The organism is Collinsella sp. LCP21S3_A9, from assembly GCF_052118785.1.
GTDB lineage: Bacteria > Actinomycetota > Coriobacteriia > Coriobacteriales > Coriobacteriaceae > Collinsella.
The window spans coordinates 139,587-165,188 of record NZ_JBQKGN010000002.1 but is presented as its reverse complement, the minus strand read 5'-3'; the positions used below and the strand labels follow the sequence as shown (position 1 = coordinate 165,188).

Sequence of the window (25,602 nt, the reverse complement as noted above, 5' to 3'; positions counted from 1 at the left end):
CCTGTCCCTTTTTGGTAGGTTTAGGGGCGGACCTGGCCGGTGCCGCGGAGCTTGTATTTGTAGGTGGTGAGGGCCTCGGCGGCAAAGGGGCCGCGGGCGTGGAGCTTTTGGGTCGAAATGCCGATCTCGGCGCCCAGGCCAAACTCGCCGCCGTCGGTAAAGCGCGTGCTGGCGTTGGCATACACGGCCGAGGCATCGATCTCATCCAAAAAGCGCTCGCAAGCGTCCGCGTCCTCGGCGATGATGGCCTCGGAATGCATAGTGCCATAGCGGTTGATGTGCGCGATGGCCTCGTCCTCGTTCGCCACGACCTTCACGCTCATCTCGAGCGCCAGGTACTCGCGGCCCCAGTCCTCCTCGGTCGCGGCCACGTAGTCGTCGCCCTCGGCAAGACCGGCGGCGGCGCATGCGGCACACGCGGCCTCGTCGCCGTGAATCAGCACGCCGTGGTCGTGCAGCACGGCCACGACCGCCGGCAAAAACGAATCTGCCACGGCGCGGTCCACAAGCAGCGACTCGGCGGCGTTGCACACGCCCACGCGCTGGGTCTTGGCATTAACGATAATGTTGAGCGCCTTGTCAAAGTCGGCCGACTCATGCACGTAGATGTGGCAGTTTCCCGTGCCCGTCTCGATCACCGGCACGAGCGACTCGCGCACGCAGCGCTGGATCAGGCCCGCGCCACCACGCGGAATAAGCACGTCGACGATGCCGCGAAGCTTCATGAGCTCGCCGGTGGCCTCGCGATCGGTGGACTCGATCATCGAGATAGCCTCGCGCGGGAAACCCTTGGCCTCGAGCGCATCGGCCAGCAGTTCGGCAATCATGGCGCACGAGTGATAGGCCAGCGAACCGCCGCGCAGAATGCAGGCGTTGCCGGTGCGGATGCAGATGCCCGCGGCATCGGCCGTCACGTTGGGGCGCGCCTCATAGACCATGGCGACCAGGCCCAGCGGCACGCTCACGCGGGTGAGGTCCACACCACTTGCAAGTACGCGGTGGTCGAGCACGCGGCCGACGGGATCGGGCAGCTCAGCGAGCTTCTCCAGGCCGGCGGCCATGCCCTCGACGCGCTCGGGCGTCAGCAGCAGACGGTCGAGGAGCCCCGCCGAGGTCCCCGCATCGCGCGCAGCGGACATATCGAGCTCGTTGGCGGCGACGATGGAATCGACGCCATCGCGCAGCGCCGCGGCCATGGCGCGCACGGCCTCCTGGCGTTGCTCGTCGCTCGCCGTGGCAAGCGAGGCCGACGCTGCCTTGGCGGCAACGGCAAGATCGTGGACATACGTGGCTATATCGACCGACATGGGCGGCCCTTTCTCTTAGTAGTTTGCCAACCATGGTAGCCGATTTGTGCATGCCCTCGCGCATGGCGGTAGAATTGGTCAACCCGAAACACCGCAACGAACGGAAGTACCGCATGGCCCTCATCACTTCGTACCACGTCCCCGGCCTCTATGTCGAGGACCACAGCATCGACGTCCCCTTGGATTGGCGCGGCCTGGAGCCAATGCTTTTGGCCTTCGGCAGCACCATGCGCCGCGGCGCCATGCCGGCGCCCATTGCCGGCGCACCCGAGAGCATCAAGCTTTTCTACCGCGTGGTTTGCGCTCCCGACCGTATCAACGACGACCTGCCACTCCTCCTCTTTTTGCAGGGCGGCCCCGGCGGCGAGAGCCCGCGTCCGCTATCGCCCACAAGCGACGGCTGGATTGAGGAGGCCGTCAAGCACTTCCGCGTCGTCCTGCCCGACCAGCGCGGTACCGGGCGCAGCAGCTGTGTAGACGGGCGCACGATTGCCGCACTGGGCGAGCGCGCCGAGGCGGCAGGCTCCGATGCGGCCCGCTCGCAGGCGGATTTTCTCAAGCGCCACCTCGCCAGCTCCATCGTGCGCGACTTTGAGTACCTGCGCCTGGTGGGCTTTGGCGGCAAGCCCTGGGTCACACTCGGCCAGAGCTACGGCGGCTTTTTGACGTTGAGCTATCTGTCGCTCTTCCCCGAGGGCGTGGCGGCGAGCTTTACCTGCGGCGGCATTCCGCACGTACCGGCGAGCGCCAGCGAGGTCTACGCGCACACCTTCCCGCGTATGGCGGCCAAGACTCAGCAGTATTACGACCGCTACCCCGCCGACGTCGAGCGCGTGGCGGCCCTGGCAGATGCCCTCGAGGAGCAAAAGCCCGCGCTGCCCGACGGCTCGCCGATGACGGTCGAGCGCCTGCAGCTCATGGGCAGCGACTTTGGCATGAAGCCGAGCTTTGAGCGCATGCACTGGACTATCGATCACGCGTTTGTTAATGGCGACGGTACGCTGAACTGCGGCTCCTCGGTATCCGACAGCTTTTTGATGCGCGCCTTCGAGCGCACCAACACGCGCACGAATCCGCTGTACTGGACGCTACAGGAGTTCATCTACGCCGATGGCGACACGATGCCCATTGGCTGGGCAGCCGCCGAGGAAAAGGCCCATCGTGCCGAGTTCGACACCCTCGCGCGCCCACTCATGTTTACCGGCGAGGCTATGTTCCCGTGGATGTTTGAGCAGATGCCCGAGCTCAAGCCCTTCAAGCCCGCCATGGACCTGCTGATGGAAGACACCAGCTGGGACAAGATCTACGATCCGCAGCGCCTGGCCTGCAACGAGGTGCCGCTCCAAGCCGCGGTGTATTTCGACGACATGTACGTGGATTCGGGCCTGCAGCTCGACACGCTCAGCCGCGTGGGCAACTCACATGCCTGGGTGACCAACGAGTTCGAGCACGACGGCCTGCACGGCAGTGTGGTATTCAAGCACCTCTTCGACGAAGCCCTCAACCGCGGAGACCTGCGCCAGATCTTCTAGCAAAGGAGTGTCCCCGCCGGCCGGCACATAAGAAACGTCCCCAAGTGCCGAATTCCCGAGCGCCGGATGACGCCCTTCGTCACAAAAGCGGCCCATCTACTACGTTTCACCCGCATGGCCCAACCAGATGCCATAAATAAAGAAAACCGCAGGCGTTCTACCTGCGGTTTTCTTTTTGCATTTCTCGGTATGGTCACCGATATCCCATTAAACGTAGTAGATGGGCCGTTTTCATGGCACCCAGATCGGACATGAGCGCGGCGGGGCAAAGTTACCCTGGTAATTTCGCCCCGCGTGCATTGCAGATCGAAGGCGCCCGGCGTCGAGGCCTAAGCAAAGACGATCAAGTTGTCTCGGTGGATCGCGGGCTTCTCGGCCAAGTCTGCCAGCAAGCGGTTGCCGGCAATCTGGTCCTGGCGGCGTCCGGCTGCAAGCTCCAGCACGTCCGAATCGGCCTCGGCGATACCGCGGGCGACAACCATGCCGCTCGGGTCGCACACGTCAAGCACATCGCCCTCGGCAAACGTGCCATCGACCTCGCGAATACCCACCGCAAGCAGGGAAGAACCGCGGCTGACCAGCGCCTTCGCGGCGCCGTCATCGACCGTCACCGAGCCATGCGCCTTGTCGCCCAGTGCAATCCACAGCTTGCGGGGCGCAATGTCCAGGCGCTCCGCCGGCGGATCGAACAGCGTGCCCACGCTCTCGCCGCGGGCAAGGCGCACGAGCGCATCGGGCTCCTCGCCCGAGCAAATCACGCTCTGAATGCCCGCCGTCATCAGGATGCGGCTCGCGCGGATCTTGGTAATCATGCCGCCTGTGCCAACCGATGTGGAAGAATCGCCCGCCGAGGCGATAATCTTGGCATCGATCTTATGCACGACCGGGACGAACTCGGCCGTGGGGTCCTCGTGCGGATTGGCGGTATAGAGGCCATCGATGTCCGAGAGCGTCACGCACAGGTCGGCAGAAACCAGACAGCCCACAAGCGCCGCCAGCGTGTCGTTGTCGCCAAACTTGATTTCGTCGACGGTAACGGTGTCGTTCTCGTTGACGACCGGCACCACGCCCAGTTCCACCAGACGCAGCAGCGCGTCGCGCGCGTGCAGATAGGACGTGCGACGGGCCGTGTCGTGACGCGTGAGCAGCACGAGCGAGGTAAGCAGGTCGCGCGCATGGAACTCCTCGTCGTAGGCCGACGAGATGATGCACTGACCGGCCGAGGCGCAGGCCTGCAGGCTCGGCAGGTCACCGACCGGTTTGCGGTCAAAGCCCAGCACGGGATAGCCACAGGCAATGGCGCCCGAACTCACCACGACCAGACGCCAGCCGAGCTTGCGCAGGGCAGCAGCCTGATCGGCGAGCCCGCCGATAAAGGCGCGGTTGACCTTGCCATCGGCGCCCACCACCGTGGACGAACCGATCTTTACCACCATCGTTTTATAAGAAGTCGTCATACGTCAAACCAATCAACTGTTGAGGGTTCGGGCGAGCTGACGGCCGAGGGAACGTAATTCCACCCTACACCCAAGATAATTAGCGAGCCCAGGGGAAGGCAGAAGCCGCGGCCATATTCTTGCGCACGAGCTCGTCACGCACCTGCGCCAGGCCCTGCTCCATGCCCACCACATAGGTCTGCGGGTACAGGAAGCGCTTGTAGACCGGATCCAGATGGTCCAGCGCCCAAGCGCAACGCTCGCGTGCGGCCTCGATGCTCTCGCGCGGGGCAACAGCGCTGCCGTCGCGCACGATCGGCGCCAGCAGCTCGCGATACTCAAGCTCGGACACGTCGGTCACCAGGGCGGCATCGTTCACGGCCACGAGGGTATTGCCGCGCGCGGCGCCCTCCCCCGCCAGATGGTCCTCGTCATAGATCATGTCGCAGACCGGGCCGCCAAAGCCGTCGTAATAGCGGCGCACGCGCTGCACGCCCGGAATCGTGCGCTTGTAGGGCTGCTCGGAGAGCTTGACCACCGGCGTCCACGGGTCCGCCTCGCTCGCACGGCGGGCGGAAAGCTTGTACACGCCGCCCAGTGCCGGTTGGTCGTAGCAGGTCGCGAGCTTAGTGCCCACGCCAAAGCTGTCGATGGGCGCACCCTGGTCAAGCAGCGACTGAATCGTGTATTCATCCAGATCGTTGGAAACCGAGATCCCCACATAGGGCAAGCCTTCGGCATCAAAACGGCCGCGGACATACTTGGACAGCTTGGCGAGGTCGCCGGAGTCGATGCGAATGGCCGACAGACGCTCGCCCACCGCCTCCATCTCCTTGGCAACCGTAATGGCATGCTCGCAGCCCTCGCGCACGTCGTAGGTGTCGATAAGCAGCGTGCAGTTCTTGGGGCTCGACTTGGCAAAGGCACGGAAGGCCTCGAGCTCGGAATCGAAGCTCATCACCCAGCTGTGCGCATGCGTGCCAAAGACGGGAATACCGTAGCGGCGACCGGCGAGCACATTGGACGTAGAGGAACAGCCGGCAACGTAGCTCGCGCGCGCGACGGCCAGACCGCCATCGGGACCCTGGGCGCGGCGCAGGCCAAACTCGGCCACGGGACGGCCGTCCGCCGCCAACACCACGCGCGCCGTCTTGGTGGCGACAAGCGTCTGGAAGCCGACAATGTTGAGCAGCGCCGTCTCGAGCAGCTGGCACTCCAGCGCAGGGCCGGTGACGCGCACCATGGGCTCGCGCGGAAACACAAGCTCGCCCTCGGGGACGGCGTCGATGTTTACATGCGCACGAAAATCGCGCAGGTAGTCGAGGAATTCAGGCTTGAACATCGCGCCGCCGGCCGGGGCCTGGAGCGATGCGAGGTAGTCGATGTCCTCGGGCGTAAAGCGCAGGTTCTCGACCAGCTCGGGCAGCTCGGCGGTGCCGCACATGACGGCATAGGCGCTGCCAAACGGATGGTCACGGTAAAACGCCGTAAAACAGCCCTGCTCATTGGCCTTGCCGCTCTCCCACAGGCCCTGGGCCATAGTGAGCTCGTACAGATCGGTGAGCATTGCAATGTCGGTGGGATGCGAGATGTCGGTCAAAGCCATGGGGCGACCTTTCGGATGCGTTGTGCAGAGGTTGAGGGTTGGACGAGAGCAGAGCATGCGGACATGATGCCCGATGCAAATCGGTTAGAGCAGGCCCATGCTGGTCATGATCGTGTAGCCCATAAAGACGACAAACGCGACCAAGGCGAGCGCGATGATGATCTTTTGAGCCGGGGCCATACCGGGGATCTCGCCCTCGGCCGTGGGCTCCTTGGAAGTGACCATGCGCTGGGCAAACGTCATCTCGTCACGGCTCGGCTTGGACTCGGCGGGCTTGGGACGAGCGGCTTTTTTAGGCTGAGGCTTGGGCGCGGCAGGCGCAGGCTTCGCAGCAGCGGGCCTGGGCGCGGGCGCGGGCTTGCGCTCGGATGCGGCGCTCGCGGCAGCCTCCTCGGCCTTCGCATGCTCGGCACGCAGGGCGGCCAGCTCCTCACGCTCGCGCCGGGCCTCTTCCTGGGCCTCGCGGCGGGCCTTCTCAGCGCGGAGCTCTTCCAACTCGGCGCGCTCCTCGTCGGACAATGGTTGGGACTCAAGCTCGGCCATGGTGCAGCCCTTTCTTTTTAAAAAAAGCCGCCGACACAATGTCGACGGCTTATCAAATCCAAGGGTGGAGACGAAGGGAGTCGAACCCTCGGCCTCTGCCATGCGACGGCAGCGCTCTCCCAACTGAGCTACGTCCCCAGGACAAGTTGATATTTTACCTACGGCTCGCCAGCTGTCAACGCCCAATACCCAGTCTTTTTGGGACGGGGCTTTTTTGACTACTTTTCGGATGGTAGCTCGACCCCCACCGGGAGCAGTCTTTTTGGGACGGGGCTATTTTAGCTACCCAGGCAGATAGCGAAAACGATTTGGACGATTAACGGCAGGGGCAGCTAAAATAGCCCCGTCCCAAAAAGACTGCTCAAAAGAGCTACTTTGCGCTGGTGAGGACGCCGGTGGTGTCGAAGGCTGGGGTAAAGCTCTCGTCTACCGCTCCGCCCTCTTGCCAGAACATCGTCGTAAAGCCCAGGTCGTCGGCATGGTCGAGCACCCGCTCGTACTCCTCGCGCGTCACGGCTCGCGCCAAGTCGCCGCCCTGCTCGCGCATGAGCGCATTGGGCGTGTACTGGTTCATGACCGAGATCGGCACATCACCCACCGTCTGCCACACCAGGTCTAGCACGCGACACGAATCGTCCGCATGCCCCGGCAACACCAGGTGACGCACGATCATGCCGCGCTTCATGAGCCCGTCCTCGTCCACCAGCTCTCCCCCACGACGCTCAATCTCGCGCGCCATTTGCGCCAAACCCGACACGGCCACACGGGGGTAGTCCCGAATATGAGAGAGCGACTGCGCAAGCCCCGCATCGGCATATTTAAAGTCGGTTAGCCACACATCGACCAGATCGCCGAGCGCCGCCACGGCACTCGCGCGCTCATAACCGCTCGTGTTGTAGACGATTGGAACAACCAGCCCGCGCGCCCGTGCCGCGGCAATCGCAGCCGGCAGCAGGTGCGCGTAGTGCGTCGCCGTCACCAAGTTAATATTGTTTGCACCCTGGTCCTGCAGCTCCAACATAATCTCGACCAGGCGCTCGGGCATAATCTCAAGCCCAAAATTGCCCGTCGAGATCTCGTGGTTCTGGCAATAGACGCATTTGAGCGAGCAGCCGCTAAAGAAAATCGTGCCCGAACCGGCCTCGCCCGAGATAGGCGGCTCCTCCCACATATGAAGCGCCGCGCGGGCCACCTTGAGCGTGTCGTTAGCACCGCATACGCCGCGCGCACCCTCATCGCGCGCCGCACCGCAACGGCGCGGACACAAATGGCAGGCAGGCGAAAAAAGTTCGGTCAACGACGTCGGCATAAAAACATGCTCCAAAACAACGATTCAGCAGCTCAAACGCAAAAGGACCAACCGCGCAGACGGCTCGAGCCCAAGGCGCCGTAATCGTCCGACACGATTTTTGTAATGTCAAGACTGGAATCGATAAAGTGCCGCTTTATGATATAGGTATTCCGCCCCCCGCGGAGCAACTGGGTGAACCGTCGCGTTTATTTAGGGAGCCCACACAGTCGTACGTAGTACAGGTATCCTTCGTTGTTAAGGACGCTGGAACGGTCGATGAGGGCACCCACCTGTTTTAGGTGGGTTCATTTTCGTAACGTGGGGGGTGGTTTTCTTTTGCCGTTTTTGCCAAAAATAGCCATCGCAGATCCCGTATGACACCCAACGGCACTCGGCAGAACCCCCGCCAACATCCCAATATCTGGTAAGCACGTGATTATCGATTGGCGCGATTCCCCGCACCCCCTTTGGTCGAGTATCATGGGTCAGCTATACCCTTTGCGGCATGGCATCCTTTGACCTTTTCCTTCGACGCTTGGCGGTTTTTGATACATGGCTTCATCCACGAGCTACATACCGTTCCTTTGCGTGGCAGCCGCGGCATATATCACGACCTTCCTCACGGTGCCCCTGGTTAAACGTCTGGCAATCAAGCTCGACGCCGTTGACTATCCTTCAAAACGCCGTATCAACACCAAGCCCATCCCGCGCTTGGGAGGTACGGCGGTCTTTTTGGGCCTGGTCGTTGCCTGCATCGTTCAGATTATGGGCACCTGGCATCTGGGCTGGCCGCCCGTCTTGGTCCCGCATCCGCGCCTGCACATTAGCTACCCCATGCTGGCGCTTTCTTTTACCGTCATTTTTGCGACCGGCGCGATCGACGACGTCTTCCAGCTTAAGCCCAAGCAAAAGCTCGCCGGCCAGGTCCTCGCCGCGCTCATCGCCTGCATCGGCGGCCTGCGCATCGGCGTCATCCTCAACCCGCTTGCCCCCGGCGAGATTATGCTCGGCTGGCTCGCCTACCCCATCACCGTGGTCTACCTGGTGGCGTTCACCAATATCATCAACCTCATCGACGGCCTTGACGGCCTGGCCACGGGCATCTGCGGCATCGCATCGTTCACGATGTTCTCGATGGCCGTTCTCTCGGGCCGCATCGATGCCGCCGCGCTCTCCATCGCGTTGTTTGGCGCCTGCCTGGCCTTCTTGCGCTACAACTTCAACCCCGCGAGCATCTTTCTGGGCGACTCGGGGTCGCTGCTGCTGGGCTTTGCGCTTGGCTCCATTTCGCTGCTTAATGTGAGCCGCACCGCCGCGCTCACCTCGCTTATCATTCCGCTCATCGTTGCCGGTGTACCCATCATCGACACGTTTAGCGCCATCGTGCGCCGCAAGCGCGCCCACATTAGCATTGGGCAGGCCGACAAAGGCCACATCCACCACCGCCTCATTCAAGAGGGCTATAACCAAAAGCAGGCTGTGCTGCTTATCTATGCCTGGTGTGTCCTGCTTTCGGCCGGTGCGGCCGCCATCAACCAGGTCGAAGTCCCCATGCGCGTGCTCATCTTTACCGTCCTTGGCATTGGCTCGGCAGCCTTCGCCAAGCACCTGCACCTGTTTGAGCCCGTGCTACGCCACCATTACAACAAGCGCACGCACGAAGACGAGCTGATAACCCCCGACGACCCCGCCTTTAAGCAGGAGGAGCAAGCGGCCGAGGAGCGTAAGGAAGAGCGCCACCACAGGCATTAAGGTTTGCTGCAGAAGGTCGCTCTGCTTGCTGTCGGCCACTCGTGACCGCGCCTCGACCGCCACGCACGTCTCGCCTTACCACCCCCTTGCCCACTTTCGCCCGCCCCTCTCAATAAACGCGTTATCATCTTGACCCATGAACATACGTTAGGAGCAATCATGCCAAACGAGAACAGCTACGAAGTCGCGCTGCAAAAGAGCAACGCCATTCGCGAGGGCCTGGCCAAGACGCCCGAGAAGTTCACCATGCTTTCCGGCGACCGCCCCACCGGCCGTCTGCACCTAGGCCACTACTTTGGCACCCTCAAGGGCCGCGTGGAGTTGCAGAATATGGGCGCCAAGACCAACGTGCTCATTGCCGACTACCAGGTCATCACCGACCGCGACACCACCGAGCACATCCAGGACAACGTGTATAACATGGTCATGGACTACCTTGCCTGCGGTATCGACCCCGACAAGACCATGATCTACACGCACTCCGCCGTGCCCGCCGCCAACCAGCTCATGCTGCCGTTCCTGTCGCTGGTCTCCGAGGCCGAGCTGGCGCGCAACCCCACCGTCAAGGCCGAGATGGAGGCCTCGGGCCACGAGCTCACCGGCCTTCTGCTCACCTATCCGGTACACCAGGCCTGCGACATCCTGTTCTGCAAGGGTAACGTTGTGCCCGTCGGTCGCGACCAGCTGCCGCACATCGAGCTCACCCGTACCATCGCCCGCCGCTTTAACAACCGCTACGGCAAGGTGTTCCCCGAGGTCGACGCGCTGCTGTCCGAGACCCCGCTGCTGCCCGGCCTGGACGGCCGCAAGATGAGCAAGAGCTACGGCAACGCCATCAATATCTCGATGACCGCCGAGGAGACGGCCAAGCGCATCAAGAAGAGCCAGACCGACTCCGAGCGCATGATTACGTTCGATCCCGAGAACCGCCCCGGCGTGTCCGGCCTGCTTTCGACCGCCGCCATCTGCACCGGCCGTTCCGAGGTCGAGATTGCCGAGGAGATTGGCATGGGCGGCTCTGGCCAACTCAAGAAGTACGTGACCGAGGCCGTCAACGGGTACTTCGCACCGATCCGCGAGCGTCGCCAGCGCTACGAGAACGACCTGGACTATGTGAAGGACGTCCTGCACGAGGGCAACCGTCGCGCCAACGAGATTGCCGAGCAGACGCTGGCAGAGGTTCGAGACGCCATGGGCATGGTGTACTAGTCGAGAGCAATAAACAACACTCAAACTAAACCGCCGCGATTGGCACAATCCTCGTTGCGGCGGTTTTGTTTTCTTCAGAGGTCGGTCGCCGAGATATTCAGCCGCTTGGCAGAACCCCTAAGTCGCAAGCACCTTGAGGCTATATCCTGTTAAGCAATGACACCCTATTGTTTAACATGCGGCAGCTTTTACGGCAGACCCGACCGACCGGAAGGAGTCCCATGAGCTCAGTTGCGTTTTGTACCTGCAACGACCGGAAATGCCCATTTAACCCTGTCAACCACGAGAAGGGCTGCACACCGTGTATCGCTAAGAATCTGCACGAGCACGAGATTCCAACGTGCCTGTTCAACGCGATTTCTCCCGATCGGCTTGAGGCCGATAAAGACGAGTGGTCGTGGCAAGCGTTCGCGCGGCATGTAGAAGCATATCTGGGAAGCGACAGCCCAAGAATCCCCGCAGGCGAAGAAGCGCCGCAGGGATTTACCAAGATCAGTTGCTGTAAGCGGGACTAACAATCACACCGTTGTTTACTTTGCAGTATCAAACCGCGCCGCCACACCTTCTGCATAAGTTAACCCCGTTAAACCTGCCAATTAGGGACAGGTTTATTTTGGCAGGTTTTATCTGGGGAAACATCAATGGAGCCAGCGTTCCACCGCAAAGGGGACAGGCACCTTTGTAGTGGTTTTAGCGCGAACGAGTCGCTATAACCCAGCCGGCCAACGACAGGCAGCCAAGTCGACGTGCATGGGATCGGCAAACACCACGCCCTCCCCCAGCAGGAGCTCGCGCTGAGCGTCGGGACCGCCAAAGGCAAAGCCCTCGCAAATGCGACCATCGGCAAACACCACGCGGTGACAGGGAATCTCGCCGGGGCGCGGATTGCTATGCAGGGCATACCCCACGTACCGCGCACTTCGTGGACGGCCGGCGAGCAGCGCCACCTGGCCGTACGTGGCAACCATCCCCTCAGGGATCTGCTCGACTACCTCGTACACCCGCTCAAAAAAGCCCTCAGACGCCATCGATGCTCCTTTCCGCCCGCAACAGCATAAATCAAATGATCCCTCGGGGACGGCAGGGTTGCGGATCATTTGCGGCCTCCGTGCGGCCGATGGTCCGCAACCCCGTCATCGCCGAGGGATCACATGGCATGGCAGGTAGCGTTTGCCCAGATAAAACCTGCCAAAATAAACCTGTCCCTTTTTGGCAGGTCGGTTAGTTGGCAGGCTGGAAGAAGGCTACGGCTACGGCACCGGGGCCTACATGGGTGCCGATGGTGGCGCCGATGGTGTGAACGGGCAGCTCGCCCTCGGTGTGGCCAGCCCACAGCGCGGCGCTGTCCTCGATATACTTCTTGAGCACCGCATCCGAAAGGCCCGTATAGCCGAGCGCCAGCGGCATGGAAAAGTCGACGCCGCCCGCCTTTTCGACCTTTTGGTTCAGCAGGTTGCGACCGTTCTTGGAACCGCGCGCCTTGCCCAGCTGCACGATCAGACCATCCTCGGCAGCCACCACGGGCTTTACGTTGAGCAGCGTACCCACGGCGCCGGCCGCAGCAGACAGGCGACCGCCGCGCACCAGGTACTCCAGCGTCTCGAGCAGGCCGATAACCACCACGCGGTCGCGCACGGCCTCGACCGCCGCCGCGATCTGGGCCGCGCTACGGCCCTCGTCCACCAAGCGCAGGGCATACTCGACCAGCACGCGCTCGCCCAGGGTGACGTTGTTGCTGTCTACCACGAACACATCGCCGCCCGGGGCCTCGGCAAGAGCGGTGCGCGCACTCTGATTGGTGCCGGAAAGCTTAGCGCCCACGGTAATAATCACGGCCTCATCGCCGGCTTCACGAACCTCGGCGATAGCCTGCGAAAACGCGTACGGGTTGACCTGACCGGTCTTGGGCAGCTCATCGCGCTCCACGAGCATCTCGTAAAAGCGCTGGTGATCGATGTCGACGCCATCCATGTAAACATCGGTGCCAAAGGTGACGGACAGCGGCAGAACAGCCAGTGCCGGGTGCTCCGCCGGCGACATATCGCTTGCGGAATCGGTAATAATGCGGACGGACATAGCGAATCCTTTCTTGCACAGGTCCCGCGCAGGGAATTTTGACAGCAATGCCCCGGCACGGTATACGCGCTCAAACGGGACGATGCAGTTGTTAATGGGAAGCAAATGCCTAGGCGGCCCTACAGCTCGCGCAGGGTGTCGAGAATCGTACGCAGCGACGCGTACATCTGCTCGCGCTGCTCCACGCCCATGGCCTTGCCGGTGGCGTCGAGCACCTCGCGAATAATGCGATCGGCCTCATTCATGCTCTCGCCGCCCAACGTGGTCAGGCGAACCGGGGCGCGATACTTAACGGCGGCATCGCCCGAATCGTCGACCTCGACGTAGCCGCCCTCTTCCAGATGCGCCAGCGTGCGCGAGACGGCAGCGCGGGTCACGCCTGCCATGCGGGCGAGGTCGGCACCAGTCAGGCCGTCCTTGCTGCGCTCAAGATAGTACAGGCACATGATATCGGAACCCTTAAGGCCCAGCCTTGCGCCCTCAGATGCCTTAATGCGCTGGATCTCCTTGTAGAGCCCGCTAATCAGTCCGACAAAATCCTCAAAACGTGTCTCGTCGTTCTGCTGCATGGGAGACGACCGCCTTTCGCTTACATGATGCTAACGGGTAAACATCTTAGCCGTACCCAGCGATCGCAAGCCCCGAACGCCCTATTTGTTAACCCATCAACATAAAAACCACCACAAAGGGGATAGCACCTTTGTGGTGGTTTGTGTGGTGGTTTGGCCCGAGCTAGAGTTCCACGCGCGGGTTATCGCGGGTCACAAGCGTCTTGACGACAACCGTCGCTCCCAGATAGCGCTCAAGCAGCTCGGCTAAGCGATCGATCGCGGCCTGACAGTCCCCCATTCGCTCGGGCTCAACACACTCAATCGCCAGGAACGCATCGGCAGAATCGTCGGACAGGGCCGTTCGAACGCCGTCGCGCCAGTTCCAGCAGCGGCACACGGCGCCCGCATCATCGATGTAGGCGAGCTCGCCGGGCAGCGTCGGGTCATCCGCCTCCTCGCCAAGCGGCAGGAACGCATCGCCACCGTCGGTCACCTTCAAGCGAAGGTCTCCCTCAATCGCGTGCAAATCCTCGCCTCCCACGGGCAGCGCGTAGGTCAGCGACACCGTGTTGTAAATATCCACCGCCGGTGTGATATGACCGACCGGTTTGCCCTTGAGCACGCGCTTGAGCAAGTTCTCGATCGAGCAGCGGGCGCCCTTTTTAGTCTTGAACAGGCGATAGGCCTCGCGCCAAGCCTTGACCGGCGCGTTCTCGCTGATGGTATCGCTTGTCAGGTGGCGCTCCGCATCGATATTGGCGCGATCGAGCAGCGCCGCAATCGCGTCCACGTCCTCTTGAGGAATCGTAGCCGCGGGCTTCATGCCCTTTACGACCACGACGCCGACCGCCGCCTGTGGAAATAGCTCCCAAAATGAATCCTCGGCAACAAAGCCCTTCATACGCTCTCCCTTCGCAATTCGCGCCAACGCGAGCGCCTAAACAAAAAGCGCCCTCACAGCGGCCACCTTCAAAGTCCTACGGTGCCGTCACAAGAGCGCTTACGCTGTCCCCATCCGGAGAAGGGGACGATATGTCAGGCGCATTGTAACCCGAGTCATCCACACGAGCAAAACCACCACAAAGGCGCCTGCCTCTTTGTGGTGGATATGGACTCGAGGCGACGCTAGTGGCGGAGTCCCAGCAGGCCGCGGCCGCGATGACGGGCCTCGGCGGACACCTGAGCGTGCGGGCCGGCGGCCTTGACGGACTCGGGCAGGTGCGAGTACTTCTTCTCGAAGTTCTCCTCGAACATCACCGCCAGGTTGTGCGCGGCCTCGTCGTAGCGCGCTGTGCTCTGCCAGTACTGGCGCGGCACCAGGATGCCGTCCGGCACACCGTGGCACGTGGTGGGAATGTCGACATTAAAGATATCGTCGTGCAAGAACTCGCTGTCCTCGATGGTACCGTCGAGGGCGCGTGCGACCAGGGCGCGCGTGTAGGCAAGCTCGATGCGATGGCCCACGCCATAACCGCCGCCAATCCAGCCGGTGTTGAGCAGATAGACGCGGGTGCGACCGTCGGCGATACGCTCGCCGAGCATCTTGGCGTAGACCATGGGATCGAGCGGCATAAACGGCTCTCCGAACAGCGAGGAGAACGTAGGCGTGGGCTCGGTGACGCCGACCTCGGTACCGGGGATCTTTGCGGTGAAGCCTGTCACAAAGTGATACATGGCGGCATCGGCCGTCAGGCGCGAGATAGGCGGCAGCACGCCAAAGGCATCGCAGGTCAAAAACAGCACGACGCTCGGGGTGGTGCCCATGCCCTTGGTCCACGCGTTGGGGATATGCTCGACGGGATAGGCAACGCGCGTGTTGTGCGTGATCGAGACGTCATCGTAGTTGGGCTTGCGGTTCTCGTCAAGCACCACGTTTTCGCAGATCGCGCCAAAGCGAACGGCATTGAAGATCTCGGGCTCGTGAAACTCGTCCAAGCCCTCGCACTTGGCGTAGCAGCCGCCCTCGATGTTGAAGATGCCCATGTCGGACCAACCGTGCTCGTCGTCGCCGATCAGCAGGCGCGTGGGATTGGCCGAAAGCGTGGTCTTGCCGGTGCCGGACAGGCCAAAGAACACGGCGGTCTCGTGCGTGACGGGATCCATGCTGGCCGAGCAATGCATGGGCAGCACATCGTCCTCGACGGGCAGCAGGTAATTCATGACGCTGAAGATGGACTTTTTAATCTCGCCGGAGTAGCCGGTGCCGGCAACCAGAATCACGCGTTCCTGGAAGTTGATGACCACGGCGGCGCTGGAGTTGAGGCCCTTGATGGCAGGGTCGCACTGGTACCCGGGTGCCGCGAGCACGCAAAAGTCCGGCTCGCCGGTGCGCGCAATTTCGCGAGCGAGCGGACGGGCGAGCATCTGCTTAATGAAGAGCGCCTGGCTCGCGCGCTCGCAGGCAACGAGCAGGCGACGCGTGTGGTTGCGGTCGGCACCCGCCATGCCGCGGGTGACGAACACATCGCGCTCGTTGAGATAGTCGACGATGCCGGCCTTGATGGCCTCGTAGCTCTCAATCGAAAGCGGGCGGTTGACGGCGCCCCAGGCGATCTTGTCGTGAACATCGGGGGTGTCAACGATAAAGCGGTCGTTGGGAGAACGGCCGGTGCGTTCCCCCGTCTCGATTACCAGCGCGCCGTTGGATGCCATGCGGCCCTCTTCACGGCGGATGGCGTGCTCGACGAGCTCCGCAGCAGGTAGATCGACCAGCAGACGCGGCTGATTCTCGGCGGGATCTTCGACCAGCGTAATACCAAAGTTGGACAGAACTTCTGCAGGGGTAACACCAGGCATGGGGCCTCCTTTAAAAGCGCGTCACGCGGGCGCGGCGCGCACTTTACTCACGTAAAGTTCGTTGTACCCGATATGCAAAAACGTTTTTTGCGGCAAGGGCGGCAAGCCCGCCCAACGGTCAAAAATCCCAGGCAAGCGGCCTAGTCATTGGGTAGTCATTGGGGACGTTCTCAAACGACGAGTCGTTGGGGACACTCTTGAACAGGCAACATTCAAGGAGTGTCCCCGGATGCCGGCACTTAGGGACGTTCCCAAAGTGCCAACTATAGCGGCAGGCCTTGGCCGAGCATGGCGATGGCGCTCATGAGGACCAGCATGCCGGCGGCGTAGGGCAGGACGGCGCCCAGGAGCTCGGCATCCTTGCCGCGCACGTGCACGGCGGCAAGACCAATAGCGAGCGTCTGCGGCGAGATCATCTTGCCGGCGGCGACGCCAAGCGCGTTCAGCGCGACCATCCAGTAGTCGCTCACGCCCAGCGCGGTGGCAGCCTGGCTCTGGATGGGACCAAACAGCATGCCAGAAGACGTGCCCGAACCGGTCACGAACGCACCGACCGCGCCGATCCACGGAGCCAGAATCGGGTACAGGCCACCGGCGACCGCAATGCAAAACGCGCTGATCGAAGAGATCATGCCCGCATAGCCCATAACCTTGGCACAGCCCAGAACCGAAAGCATGGTAATGACCGTCGGCATCATCTGCTTGACGGTCGCGGCCAGTACCTTGCCCATCATGCGCGGCGAAGCACCCTGAATGGCGCCGCCGACAAACGCCGCCAGGAAAATCCAGACGCCCGGCGTGTTGATCCACGAAAACGTGAGCGTGCCGGGGTTCTCGCCGCAATACACCTGCACCTGGCTCGCAAACGGTGCGAGCGCAGCATGCACGGCAGGCACCAGGTTAGACGTTCCCAACAGCAGCACAAAGATCAGGATGAAGCACGACCAAGCCGAAAGCGCCGACTTAGCGGTGAGCTGCTCGCCGGCCTCGATATTCATGTGGAAGCGTGCGTCCAGATGCCCCGACTTCTCGGCACGCATGGCAAGCGCAGCTGTCAGCGCGAGCGAAACGATGGAACCGACGACGACGGCAAGCTCGGGACCCACAAACATAGCAACGACAAGCGCCGCACCGGCAAAGGACACGCCGGAGAGCACGGCGATGCCCGCCACGCCGTTCAGGCGCTCGGCAACGCCCGCAACATTACCCTGGTCATCGGCGACACGACCCGCAACCAGCACGATAAACAGAGGCATCATCGCAAAGAAAGGCGCCAACTGCACCATCTGAACGGTCGCCAAATGTAGCGGGTCCAGGCCCACCAGACCGGCAACGGACACCGTGGGAATGCCAATGGAGCCGTAGGGCGTGGGCACGCCGTTGGCCAGCAGACAGATGAGCACGGCGGGCACGGCCTCAAAGCCCAGGCCCGCGAGCATGCCGGCGGGAATAGCGACGGCGGTGCCAAAACCGGCCATGCCCTCCATAAAGCCACCAAAGCACCAGGCCACAAGCAGCGCCAGCAGGCGGCGATCGCTGCTGATGGAGGTGATCATGCTGCCGATCACGTCCATGGCGCCCGTGCGAACGCACAGGTTATATGTGAACACCGCGGCGATGATTACCAAAACGATGGGCCACAGGGCCATCAAAAAGCCTTCGAGCGAGGCGGTCGCGATCTGCGCTGCCGGCAGGTGCCACCATGCGAAGGCAAGCACGCACGAAAGGACAAACGATCCGATGGCGGCTTTCCAAGCTGGCCATTTAAAGCACAGCAGCATCACGACAAGCCAAATGATCGGCACAAGAGCCAGCAAGAATGCGGCGACGTCCATAGGTAGAAGCTCCTTGGTGCCGCGCGGGCGGCATCGTGGTATCACATAACTTCAACAGGATACCGCACGCTCACCGACAATTTACTGCCGCCCCCCGAAAATATTGAACAATCCGTTCAAAAACATGAGTGACACCGTCGCGTCTATACTAGAACGCAGCAATAGAAAGGACCCGCTTTGAGCATCTCGCCCCTCGATAGCATCCGCCGCGCCATCGCCCGCCGCAACGGTATCGCCAACCCCGCTGTATCGGGCGGGGCGCACGGACAGGGCGGCCGCATCGAGAACGGCCTGTTCCCCGCATCGCACACCGCCGAGGAGCTCGCGCGTATCCAGGAGCTGAGTCAGCGCAACGCCGGCGGTCCAAATAGCGGCCAAGCCACGCGTCGTCGGCGCGAGCGCGATCGCGAGCCCGGTCCCGTCCGCCGTATGGTCAACGCCTGGTGGAACCGCCTGCTCGGCGCCGTCTACGGCGGCGGCTTCTCCACGCAAGAAGCCGAATACGAGGAGCACGCCACCCGCCGCGACTACCTTTGGAACACCCTCGGCACCGCTGTGTGGGGCATGGCGTTTCCGCTGCTCACTATCGTGTCCACGCAACTCGTGGGCGCCGAAGAAGCCGGCAAGTTCTCCATCGCCTTTGTCACCGGCACGCTCATCATGATCGCGTGCAACTACGGCGTACGCAATTTTCAGGTCTCGGACATCGACGAGAAGACGTCCTTTGCCTCCTACCAGCTCAACCGCTGGCTTTGCGGAGCTCTCGCCCTAGGCTGCGGCCTCATGTACAGCAGCGCCCGCGGCTATGACGCGCAGATGGCGACGATCGGCCTGGGCGTCTACCTGTATAAGGTGATCGACGGCATCGCCGACGTGTACGAGGGCCGCCTGCAGCAGGCCGACAAGCTCTATTTGGCCGGCATGAGCCAAACGCTGCGTTCCGCCGGCGTCATCGCGGTCTTTAGCGTGGCGCTGTTCCTTACGCGCAGCATGCCCATCGCGGCCATGGCCATGGGCGTCGCCGCCATTGCCTCACTCGTGCTGGTCACCGCCCCGCTCGCCCTGCTCGAAACCGAAAAATCGCGTCGCGTGAGCATACGCGAAGTCGGCCGCCTTTTTGCGCAGTGCGCCCCGCTCTTTGGCGCGCTCTTTTTGTTCAACCTTATCGAGAGCATGCCCAAGTTTGTGATGGAAGGCACGCTGGCCTACAAATATCAGCTGTATTTTAATGCCCTGTTCTTTCCGGCGCAGGCCATTTTGCTGAGCATTGGTTTTATCTATAAACCGCAGCTCTTGCGTTTGTCGAGCATTTGGGCTAACCCGCGCAAGCGTCGCCGCTTTGACTTAATTATTGTCGCCGTCATGGCGCTGATCTTGGGTTTCACTGGCGCATGCGCCGCGTTTATGGCAGGCCCCGGCATTCCCCTTATGAGCTTTATGTACGGCCTCAACTTTGAGCGCTACCGCACATTGGCGCTGCTGATGGTCGTCGCCGGCGGCATCACCGCAGCCATCGATTTTATCTACGCCATTATCACAGTGCTGCGCCACGCCGGCGATGTCACCAAGATCTACCTCATTTGCTTTGCCGTGAGCGTGGTGGTGCCGATGGTCCTCATCAACCTACTGGGGCTAATGGGTGCCGCCGTGAGCTACCTGGCTATCATGGCCCTACTGCTGGTGCTGTTGATTGTCGAGTACGCCCACATTCGCCAGCGCATAGAACGAGCCCGCAACCCGTACGGTGTCTAATTAGCTGCCTCGGCCACCGGAATTTGCGATGGAATTACCCGGGCTGGGGTCTTGTTGCGGACAATATGCATCACGCAAAACTAAGTGAGTAGACTTTTACCGAATCCCCGACCACACCGACAAAGTACAAGTCTGTGACCTGCGGTTTTGTTGAAGCAAACATGTTGGGTGCTCAGCATTTCCAAAATAGTCTACTCACTTAGCCAGCGGGCAGCCAAATGATTATGTAATCCCCGCCCCAGAAAAATCATTTGATGGGCAGAAGGGCAAAAGTAGTCAAAAAAGCCCCGTCCCAAATTAGCTACCCTTTGCACCGATTACTCGCCAGGGAGAATGTTTGCATAGAACTCCGCCCCGTCGTCTAGGCGCAGAATGCCTACGCGGCCGAACTCGGAGCCGGTGGCGGCGGCACAGTCGATGTCGATGCGGTCGGGAACGCCGGCGGTATCCTCGCCGCCCAGGCGCACAATCTGTCCGCGGCCCGACTCCTCATCGAGTCCCGCCAGGCCGCCAACCTCGCAATAGCGCCCCAGCGACACCGTTGGCGTGTGGCCGCTCACCACGACCGGACCCTTGCCCTCGGCAGATAGCAGCCCCGTCGGGGCATCCCAGTAGCCATGGCGAATCCACAGCAAGTCATCGGACGACTGCACGGCGAGCATTTGCTGCAGCAACTCGCTATCGGCATCGACCGCTCCCCTGCCGTCACCGCAATCGACACCGTGCTCAAGCAAAAACGCACGCGCCGCCTCGGTCTGAATACCGGCGTGCACCAGCAGATACGGACGCTCGGCAGTCTCTGCCACCGCATAGAGCGGCAGGGCGGCAGCCCAGCGTACCAACTCCTCGTATGCCTCAAACTCCATTTCGTTGAGCTGCTGGCGCGTGGTCCAACCGCCGTTGATATCCCAGGTCTCAGCATCAAGCGGGTCCTGGCCGATGATCGCGTCGAGCATAATCTGCTCGTGGTTGCCCTTAAGCACGCGAGCGTTGGGCAGCGATCGCACCAAGTTGATGACGCCGACCGGATCGGGACCGCGATCGATCATGTCACCCAACACGTACAGCGTGTCGTCGGACGTTAGCGAGATCTTGGAAAGGGCCTCGTCCAGCGCGCGCACGTGCCCGTGAGCATCGGATGTCACATAGATCGCCATGGAACGCCTTTCCCTGCATTACGGCCGAAGCCCGGAGCCACAACTAAAACTTCAAGTTGAACTTAAACGTTACCCATTGTACTCCGTTGCAATAAAGCTGGGAAGGGCCACGCGTCGCCAACGGTCGTTAGCAGCCGCACGCCCGCGCGCGCAGTTCACGGTGCACCGCCGGCAGCTGCTCCCCGACCAACGTCGCACACGCCGCAGCCTCGTGTCGAAAATGCGCACGCCCGCAATCCGTTCCCATAAACCCACCATCTTTGGGTACAAATAACCGCAGACAACTGACCGTGCCACGCCAACCTCCCAGGAGCGGACACTATCCATGAACCAGATCCTTCTCTTTATCGGCCTCGTCATCATTTTGTGCCTGACCATCAAACCCGTCGGCAAAAAGCTCCCCTTCCCCACCCTGCTCATCTTTATCGCGCTGGGCATGCTGCTGGGCGTCAACGGTCCGGCGCACATCGACTTTAGCGACTACGCGCTCACCGAAACCGTCTGCAGCACGGCGCTGCTGTTCATCATGTTCTACGGCGGCTTTAACACCAATATCGACCGCGCCAAACCTGTCGCCGTGCCCGCGGTGCTGCTGAGCACGCTCGGCGTCGTCATTACCGCCGGCATCACGGGCGCCTTTGCACACTTCGCGCTAGGCTTCGACTGGATCGGTGGCCTGCTGCTAGGCTCGGTCGTGGCGTCGACCGATGCGGCGAGTGTCTTTAGCGTGCTGCGCGAGCACAACCTTTCGCTGAGGGACGGCACCGACTCGCTGCTCGAGGTCGAATCGGGCTCCAACGACCCTGTCGCCTACATGCTCACCGCCGTGCTCGCAACCCTTGCGGCCGGCGGCGACATTAACATCCCCGTGCTGCTCGCCAAGCAGATCATCCTGGGCGTGGGCCTGGGCCTTGTCATCGGCTGGGCATCGGGCCGCCTGATTGAGCGCGCGCACGCAACGGCCGAGGGCGCGCAGACCATCTTTTTGTTCGCCGTGGCGATCGTCGCCTACGCGCTGCCGAGCTATCTGGGCGGCAACGGCTTTTTGGCCGTGTATCTAGCCGGCATTGTGCTGGGCGCCAGCGACATCACCGGCAAGGTCGATATGGCGCACTTCTTTGACACCCTCACCGAGATGGCAGAGATGACGATCTTCTTCTTGCTCGGCCTACTCGTGACGCCCGCCCGCCTGCCGCAAATGCTGCTACCGGGCCTGGCACTCATGGCGTTTATGCTCTTCGTGAGCCGCCCCATCGCCGTCGGCCTGCTGCTGGCGCCCTTTAAGACGCGCCCTCGCCAGGTTGCGCTCGTAAGCTGAGCGGGCCTGCGCGGCGCGGCTTCGGTCGTCTTTAGCCTCTTTGCCGTGGTGGCCGGTGTTCCCGGCGGGCATGACCTGTTTGACCTGGTGTTTGTGATTGCCGTGGCGAGCATTGTGGTGCAGGGCTCGCTGCTGCCGGCGGTGGCGAAAAAGCTCGACATGATCGATGCGGCCGGCGACGTGCGCCGTACGTTTAACGACTACCGCGACGAGGACGGCATGTCGTTTGTTAAGCTCAAGGTTGGCGCGGGGCATCCGTTTGCCGGGCGCTCGCTCGCGGACATCGGCAGTGCCACGGACATGCTCGTAGCCCTGGTGCTGCGCGACGGCGCGCACCCGGTGCTGCCCAACGGCGATACCGTCATCGAGGAAGGTGACCTGCTGGTGATGGCCGCGCCAACGTTTGAAGAACGTGCCGAGGTTACACTGCGCGAGGTCACCGTGACGCCCCACGGTCGCCTGGCCGGCCAGCGTCTACGCGACGTGCCGCAAGGCAAGCACCCCTTTATCGTCGTGATGCTCAAGCGCGACGGCCAAACCATCATCCCCGACGGCAACACCCTCATATACGCCGGCGACGAAGCCGTCATCGCCACGCTGGCATCGTAGCGGCAAGGGACAGCCATCCCGAATTGGCTACATTTGAGCATCAATCGCCCCGGCTGGGGTCTCGTTGCGGACAATTAGCGCCTCTCAAAACTAAGTGAGTAGACTTTTGCCGAATCGCCGACCACGTCACCAAAGCACAAGTCTGTGACCTGCGGGTTTATTGAAGCAAATTAGTCGTGTGCTCAGGATTACCAATAAAGCCTACTCACTTAGCCAGCGTGCAGTCAAAATAGAACGGTCGCGAGCTCATTAGACTCCATTGGGACGGCTTATCATGCATTTTCGCGCAGCTGCGGGGTGCAGACTACCGTCCCAAATTAGCTATCCTTGTCACATTCCTAGTCATCGTCGACGGCAAGATCTCGGAGGTCGAAGCCTTCGCGTTCGGCTCGGGCTAGGAGCTCTTGGGGCGACTCATCCTCGATATCCACTACGTCGAGCATGGCAGCCGGAAAGCCCACGCCTGCTGCACTCCCCGCGCGATCGAGCAGACTCTCGCGCAGCTGATCTACATCAACGTCGATCTTCATGGTGAAACCTCCTGCCGGACAATCGCGACCGAACAAACCGTACGCTCCAAATGATGTGCAATAAACCCCAGATACGGTCATAATAAACTAATGAACATCTGGGAGGTTGCGACGATGGATAAGCTCGATGCCATGACGGAACAAGTCAGGGATTTTTGCGACGATCGAGGCTGGCGCAAATATCACACGCCAAAAGAACTTGCCATCGGCATGGCGACTGAGTCCTCCGAGCTCCTTCAGCTCTTTCGTTTTATGAGCGACGAGCGCATTGCAGAAATGTTCGAAGACACCGAGCAGCGCCAAGTCATCGAAGACGAAGTCGCCGACACGCTCCTTTTCCTTCTGCGTTTCGCAGATTTAAATGAAATCGACCTGCCAGCGGCGCTTTCGTCCAAACTCAAGCGCAATGGCGAACGCTACCCCATCAACGCATCATCTGTCGAATACAGAAAGGCGGGCCACCGTGAGTAATGAGTTCGCCCTTCGGCAATACACGCTTCCCCTGCCCCAACCCTTTGAGACAAGCGAATCGCTTCAGGACTTTGGCACGCCAAAGCCTGGAGCCCATCATGACGAGAGTTGGCCCGTCCTTTACATTCTTACCAACAGCAGAAACAAGACGGCATACATCGGTCAAACAACCAACTACCAGCGCCGTATGAAACAACACGCTGCAAACGTGGACAAGGACTTCGACCGGACCCTTCTGATCGACAATCCCACCTTCAACCAATCCGCAACGTTCGAGTTCGAGAATCGACTTATTGAGCTGTTCTGTGCTGACGAAAAATACCAGGTCACCAATGCCAACAACGGCTATGCCCAATTCGATTATTTTGAGCGGCCTCAATATCGCCAGAAGTTCCGAGACCTCTGGACAAAGCTTCGCGAAGAAAACTACGCGATTCATCCGATTGAAGAGCTCGAGAACTCCGATCTGTTCAAGTTCTCACCTTTCAAGACGCTTACGCCCGACCAATACGAAACGATCGAGACGATTTTTAAACGTCTCGAACAGGAGCATGAAGACGCAAAACATGGCGGCTCAAAAAGAGAACGTATAACCGTCGTGAATGGCGCACCGGGAACAGGTAAAACAATCCTCGCCATCAGTCTCATGTTCAAAATCAAAAATGAGCCCAACCTTTCCGGCCTGCGAGTCGGTTTTGTCACCCCGATGGATTCTCTGAAGAAGACCCTCAGGAAACTCACGCACTTCCTTCCAGGGCTAAAGCCTGGCGATATCTTGAGCCCCAGTGACGTAACCAAAAATGATCGTTATGACATCCTACTTGTCGACGAAGCACATCGACTGGGTAATTATCTAAGCATGGGCGCCGGCATTGGGGCTTTTTACAACACCTGCGATCGCCTCGGCCTTCCGCATACGAGCAACCAGGTTGACTGGATATTCAAATGCTGTGACAAGGCGTACCTGTTCTACGACCCCAAACAGCAGGTTCGCGCATCCGGACTCAATCGAGACGGCCTTGAGCAGCGACTCAATCAGCTCGAAGAAGCGGGCATTGAAACTGAAGAGTTCAGCCTAAGCACACAAATGCGCGTACGCGGTGGTGACGAATACCTCGATTTTGTCTATGACTTACTCAACAACAAGGCGTTTATGCATACCGGCATGAAGTTCAACGAACTCTTTTCATCGGAGCCTTACGATTCGCGAGCCGGGGATCCGGACAGCGATATCCCCAGATACCAGTTTGGAATCGTCGACCGATTTGAGGATTTCTGTTCCCTGCAGCAAGCCAAGGAAGAAGAAGTTGGTCTATCCCGCATGACGGCAGGCTTTGCGTGGAAGTGGGAAACGAAGAAACACAAAAACGCTTTCGACATCGTCATCGAGGGTATCCTCAAACGCTGGAACTCAACCCAAAAGGATTGGGTTAATTCTGCCAACGCCGTCAACGAGGTTGGATGCATCCACACGGTGCAGGGCTACGACCTCAATTACGGATTCGTCATTCTGGGGCCAGACATTTACTACGACACCGATAAAGGAGCCGTCTGCGTTAACAAAGCGAACTTCAAAGATGCTGTCGCAAAGAAAAAGGCGAGCGAAGATGAGCTACGGAAGATTATCGTCAACGCCTACTATGTCCTCATGACGCGTGGCATGCTGGGAACGTATCTCTATGTGTGCGACCCCACACTCAAGGAGTATTTGTCGCGGTATATCCCGGTGATATAGGCTGGCGCCCACACATGACATGAATAGCAACGAAAGCAGCAGCGAAGCTCCTAGGAAACAATCTCGGATCCACAAAGGGCGGTGGGGCGCGCCGGC

The 25,602-nt window shown here is 60.9% G+C and carries 22 protein-coding genes and 1 tRNA gene; 9 read left to right on the top strand and 14 right to left on the bottom strand.

The features are described from left to right. Positions 1 to 20: 20 nt before the first annotated feature. A complete protein-coding gene (locus ACTQ05_RS01525) occupies positions 21 to 1,307 on the bottom strand; it encodes a glutamate-5-semialdehyde dehydrogenase (RefSeq protein ID WP_441537804.1) in 1,287 nt (428 codons plus the stop codon). A gap of 113 nt (positions 1,308 to 1,420) precedes the next feature. Here ACTQ05_RS01525 and ACTQ05_RS01520 point away from each other — a divergent pair, with 113 nt between their 5' ends. Then, positions 1,421 to 2,839: an alpha/beta fold hydrolase gene (locus tag ACTQ05_RS01520; protein WP_441537803.1), complete on the top strand. Its 1,419-nt coding sequence runs from the start codon at positions 1,421 to 1,423 to the stop codon at positions 2,837 to 2,839. Positions 2,840 to 3,168: 329 nt separating this feature from the next. Here ACTQ05_RS01520 and proB read toward each other — a convergent pair whose 3' ends face one another. The 5 genes from proB to ACTQ05_RS01495 all read right to left on the bottom strand — a co-directional run bounded on the left by proB (position 3,169) and on the right by ACTQ05_RS01495 (position 7,733). Next, positions 3,169 to 4,296, bottom strand: coding sequence for a glutamate 5-kinase (gene proB / locus ACTQ05_RS01515; RefSeq protein ID WP_154518242.1), 1,128 nt, complete (start codon positions 4,294 to 4,296; stop codon positions 3,169 to 3,171). Positions 4,297 to 4,375: 79 nt separating this feature from the next. Then, positions 4,376 to 5,881, bottom strand: coding sequence for a nicotinate phosphoribosyltransferase (locus tag ACTQ05_RS01510; RefSeq protein WP_427794587.1), 1,506 nt, complete (start codon positions 5,879 to 5,881; stop codon positions 4,376 to 4,378). An 84-nt stretch (positions 5,882 to 5,965) separates the two neighbouring features. Beyond that, the gene (locus ACTQ05_RS01505; protein ID WP_441537802.1) at positions 5,966 to 6,424 is read right to left on the bottom strand and encodes a hypothetical protein; all 459 of its coding nucleotides are present in this window, start codon (positions 6,422 to 6,424) and stop codon (positions 5,966 to 5,968) included. Positions 6,425 to 6,489: 65 nt separating this feature from the next. Then, positions 6,490 to 6,562 (bottom strand) — tRNA-Ala (locus ACTQ05_RS01500). 232 nt (positions 6,563 to 6,794) lie between these two features. Continuing rightward, positions 6,795 to 7,733, bottom strand: coding sequence for a radical SAM protein (locus ACTQ05_RS01495; protein ID WP_441537801.1), 939 nt, complete (start codon positions 7,731 to 7,733; stop codon positions 6,795 to 6,797). Between the two features lie 534 nt (positions 7,734 to 8,267). Here ACTQ05_RS01495 and ACTQ05_RS01490 point away from each other — a divergent pair. From ACTQ05_RS01490 to ACTQ05_RS01480, 3 genes are all read left to right on the top strand, one after another. Then, positions 8,268 to 9,467, top strand: a complete 1,200-nt coding sequence (locus ACTQ05_RS01490) for an MraY family glycosyltransferase (protein ID WP_441537800.1) — start codon at positions 8,268 to 8,270, stop codon at positions 9,465 to 9,467. Positions 9,468 to 9,626: 159 nt separating this feature from the next. Then, a complete protein-coding gene (trpS, locus tag ACTQ05_RS01485) occupies positions 9,627 to 10,676 on the top strand; it encodes a tryptophan--tRNA ligase (RefSeq protein WP_441014802.1) in 1,050 nt (349 codons plus the stop codon). 221 nt (positions 10,677 to 10,897) lie between these two features. After that, complete coding sequence (locus ACTQ05_RS01480) at positions 10,898 to 11,191, top strand: DUF6485 family protein (RefSeq protein ID WP_441537799.1); 294 nt, start codon at positions 10,898 to 10,900, stop codon at positions 11,189 to 11,191. 192 nt (positions 11,192 to 11,383) lie between these two features. On the opposite strand, the gene ACTQ05_RS01475 is transcribed toward ACTQ05_RS01480, so the two are convergent. The 6 genes from ACTQ05_RS01475 to ACTQ05_RS01450 all read right to left on the bottom strand — a co-directional run bounded on the left by ACTQ05_RS01475 (position 11,384) and on the right by ACTQ05_RS01450 (position 17,934). After that, positions 11,384 to 11,704 carry an MGMT family protein gene (locus tag ACTQ05_RS01475; RefSeq protein WP_441048218.1) on the bottom strand — a complete coding sequence of 107 codons (321 nt, stop codon included), beginning with the start codon at positions 11,702 to 11,704 and terminating at the stop codon, positions 11,384 to 11,386. A gap of 193 nt (positions 11,705 to 11,897) precedes the next feature. Next, complete coding sequence (locus ACTQ05_RS01470; RefSeq protein ID WP_441063059.1) at positions 11,898 to 12,752, bottom strand: DegV family protein; 855 nt, start codon at positions 12,750 to 12,752, stop codon at positions 11,898 to 11,900. 119 nt (positions 12,753 to 12,871) lie between these two features. Next, complete coding sequence (locus ACTQ05_RS01465) at positions 12,872 to 13,321, bottom strand: MarR family winged helix-turn-helix transcriptional regulator (protein WP_154515655.1); 450 nt, start codon at positions 13,319 to 13,321, stop codon at positions 12,872 to 12,874. Positions 13,322 to 13,484: 163 nt separating this feature from the next. Next, positions 13,485 to 14,204 carry a B3/B4 domain-containing protein gene (locus tag ACTQ05_RS01460; protein WP_441068315.1) on the bottom strand — a complete coding sequence of 240 codons (720 nt, stop codon included), beginning with the start codon at positions 14,202 to 14,204 and terminating at the stop codon, positions 13,485 to 13,487. Positions 14,205 to 14,428: 224 nt separating this feature from the next. Then, on the bottom strand, positions 14,429 to 16,099 hold the full coding sequence (gene pckA / locus ACTQ05_RS01455) for a phosphoenolpyruvate carboxykinase (ATP) (protein ID WP_427719537.1): 1,671 nt from the start codon (positions 16,097 to 16,099) through the stop codon (positions 14,429 to 14,431). 263 nt (positions 16,100 to 16,362) lie between these two features. Continuing rightward, a complete protein-coding gene (locus ACTQ05_RS01450; protein WP_154515661.1) occupies positions 16,363 to 17,934 on the bottom strand; it encodes an L-lactate permease in 1,572 nt (523 codons plus the stop codon). 177 nt (positions 17,935 to 18,111) lie between these two features. Here ACTQ05_RS01450 and ACTQ05_RS01445 point away from each other — a divergent pair, with 177 nt between their 5' ends. Beyond that, complete coding sequence (locus ACTQ05_RS01445; protein WP_441537798.1) at positions 18,112 to 19,686, top strand: lipopolysaccharide biosynthesis protein; 1,575 nt, start codon at positions 18,112 to 18,114, stop codon at positions 19,684 to 19,686. Positions 19,687 to 20,003: 317 nt separating this feature from the next. Here ACTQ05_RS01445 and ACTQ05_RS01440 read toward each other — a convergent pair whose 3' ends face one another. Then, positions 20,004 to 20,843, bottom strand: a complete 840-nt coding sequence (locus ACTQ05_RS01440) for a metallophosphoesterase (protein WP_441537797.1) — start codon at positions 20,841 to 20,843, stop codon at positions 20,004 to 20,006. Between the two features lie 325 nt (positions 20,844 to 21,168). On the opposite strand from ACTQ05_RS01440, the gene ACTQ05_RS01435 reads away from it, so the two are divergent. Next, positions 21,169 to 22,161 (top strand): potassium/proton antiporter, encoded by a 993-nt coding sequence (locus tag ACTQ05_RS01435; protein ID WP_441537796.1) that lies wholly within the window; start codon positions 21,169 to 21,171, stop codon positions 22,159 to 22,161. A 48-nt stretch (positions 22,162 to 22,209) separates the two neighbouring features. Beyond that, a complete protein-coding gene (locus tag ACTQ05_RS01430; RefSeq protein ID WP_441537795.1) occupies positions 22,210 to 22,770 on the top strand; it encodes a TrkA C-terminal domain-containing protein in 561 nt (186 codons plus the stop codon). 338 nt (positions 22,771 to 23,108) lie between these two features. Here the strand turns inward: ACTQ05_RS01430 and ACTQ05_RS01425 are convergent, their stop codons facing one another. Continuing rightward, complete coding sequence (locus tag ACTQ05_RS01425; RefSeq protein ID WP_441537156.1) at positions 23,109 to 23,300, bottom strand: hypothetical protein; 192 nt, start codon at positions 23,298 to 23,300, stop codon at positions 23,109 to 23,111. 114 nt (positions 23,301 to 23,414) lie between these two features. On the opposite strand from ACTQ05_RS01425, the gene ACTQ05_RS01420 reads away from it, so the two are divergent. Continuing rightward, on the top strand, positions 23,415 to 23,771 hold the full coding sequence (locus ACTQ05_RS01420; protein ID WP_441537794.1) for a nucleotide pyrophosphohydrolase: 357 nt from the start codon (positions 23,415 to 23,417) through the stop codon (positions 23,769 to 23,771). Next, complete coding sequence (locus tag ACTQ05_RS01415) at positions 23,764 to 25,506, top strand: DNA/RNA helicase domain-containing protein (protein WP_441537793.1); 1,743 nt, start codon at positions 23,764 to 23,766, stop codon at positions 25,504 to 25,506. The genes ACTQ05_RS01420 and ACTQ05_RS01415 overlap by 8 nt, the downstream gene beginning before the upstream one ends. Positions 25,507 to 25,602 lie beyond the last annotated feature (96 nt).

Excerpts from the sequence above, each read along its gene's own strand:
- ACTQ05_RS01495 (WP_441537801.1), bottom strand. The coding sequence starts at position 7,733 with ATGCCGACGTCGTTGACCGAACTTTTTTCGCCTGCCTGCCATTTGTGT.
- ACTQ05_RS01510 (WP_427794587.1), bottom strand. The coding sequence starts at position 5,881 with ATGGCTTTGACCGACATCTCGCATCCCACCGACATTGCAATGCTCACC.
- proB (WP_154518242.1), bottom strand. The coding sequence starts at position 4,296 with ATGACGACTTCTTATAAAACGATGGTGGTAAAGATCGGTTCGTCCACG.
- ACTQ05_RS01425 (WP_441537156.1), bottom strand. The coding sequence starts at position 23,300 with ATGAAGATCGACGTTGATGTAGATCAGCTGCGCGAGAGTCTGCTCGAT.
- ACTQ05_RS01505 (WP_441537802.1), bottom strand. The coding sequence starts at position 6,424 with ATGGCCGAGCTTGAGTCCCAACCATTGTCCGACGAGGAGCGCGCCGAG.
- ACTQ05_RS01450 (WP_154515661.1), bottom strand. The coding sequence starts at position 17,934 with ATGGACGTCGCCGCATTCTTGCTGGCTCTTGTGCCGATCATTTGGCTT.
- ACTQ05_RS01435 (WP_441537796.1), top strand. The coding sequence starts at position 21,169 with ATGAACCAGATCCTTCTCTTTATCGGCCTCGTCATCATTTTGTGCCTG.
- ACTQ05_RS01465 (WP_154515655.1), bottom strand. The coding sequence starts at position 13,321 with ATGCAGCAGAACGACGAGACACGTTTTGAGGATTTTGTCGGACTGATT.
- ACTQ05_RS01480 (WP_441537799.1), top strand. The coding sequence starts at position 10,898 with ATGAGCTCAGTTGCGTTTTGTACCTGCAACGACCGGAAATGCCCATTT.
- ACTQ05_RS01460 (WP_441068315.1), bottom strand. The coding sequence starts at position 14,204 with ATGAAGGGCTTTGTTGCCGAGGATTCATTTTGGGAGCTATTTCCACAG.
- ACTQ05_RS01420 (WP_441537794.1), top strand. The coding sequence starts at position 23,415 with ATGGATAAGCTCGATGCCATGACGGAACAAGTCAGGGATTTTTGCGAC.
- ACTQ05_RS01440 (WP_441537797.1), bottom strand. The coding sequence starts at position 20,843 with ATGGCGATCTATGTGACATCCGATGCTCACGGGCACGTGCGCGCGCTG.
- pckA (WP_427719537.1), bottom strand. The coding sequence starts at position 16,099 with ATGCCTGGTGTTACCCCTGCAGAAGTTCTGTCCAACTTTGGTATTACG.
- ACTQ05_RS01475 (WP_441048218.1), bottom strand. The coding sequence starts at position 11,704 with ATGGCGTCTGAGGGCTTTTTTGAGCGGGTGTACGAGGTAGTCGAGCAG.
- trpS (WP_441014802.1), top strand. The coding sequence starts at position 9,627 with ATGCCAAACGAGAACAGCTACGAAGTCGCGCTGCAAAAGAGCAACGCC.
- ACTQ05_RS01525 (WP_441537804.1), bottom strand. The coding sequence starts at position 1,307 with ATGTCGGTCGATATAGCCACGTATGTCCACGATCTTGCCGTTGCCGCC.
- ACTQ05_RS01520 (WP_441537803.1), top strand. The coding sequence starts at position 1,421 with ATGGCCCTCATCACTTCGTACCACGTCCCCGGCCTCTATGTCGAGGAC.
- ACTQ05_RS01490 (WP_441537800.1), top strand. The coding sequence starts at position 8,268 with ATGGCTTCATCCACGAGCTACATACCGTTCCTTTGCGTGGCAGCCGCG.
- ACTQ05_RS01470 (WP_441063059.1), bottom strand. The coding sequence starts at position 12,752 with ATGTCCGTCCGCATTATTACCGATTCCGCAAGCGATATGTCGCCGGCG.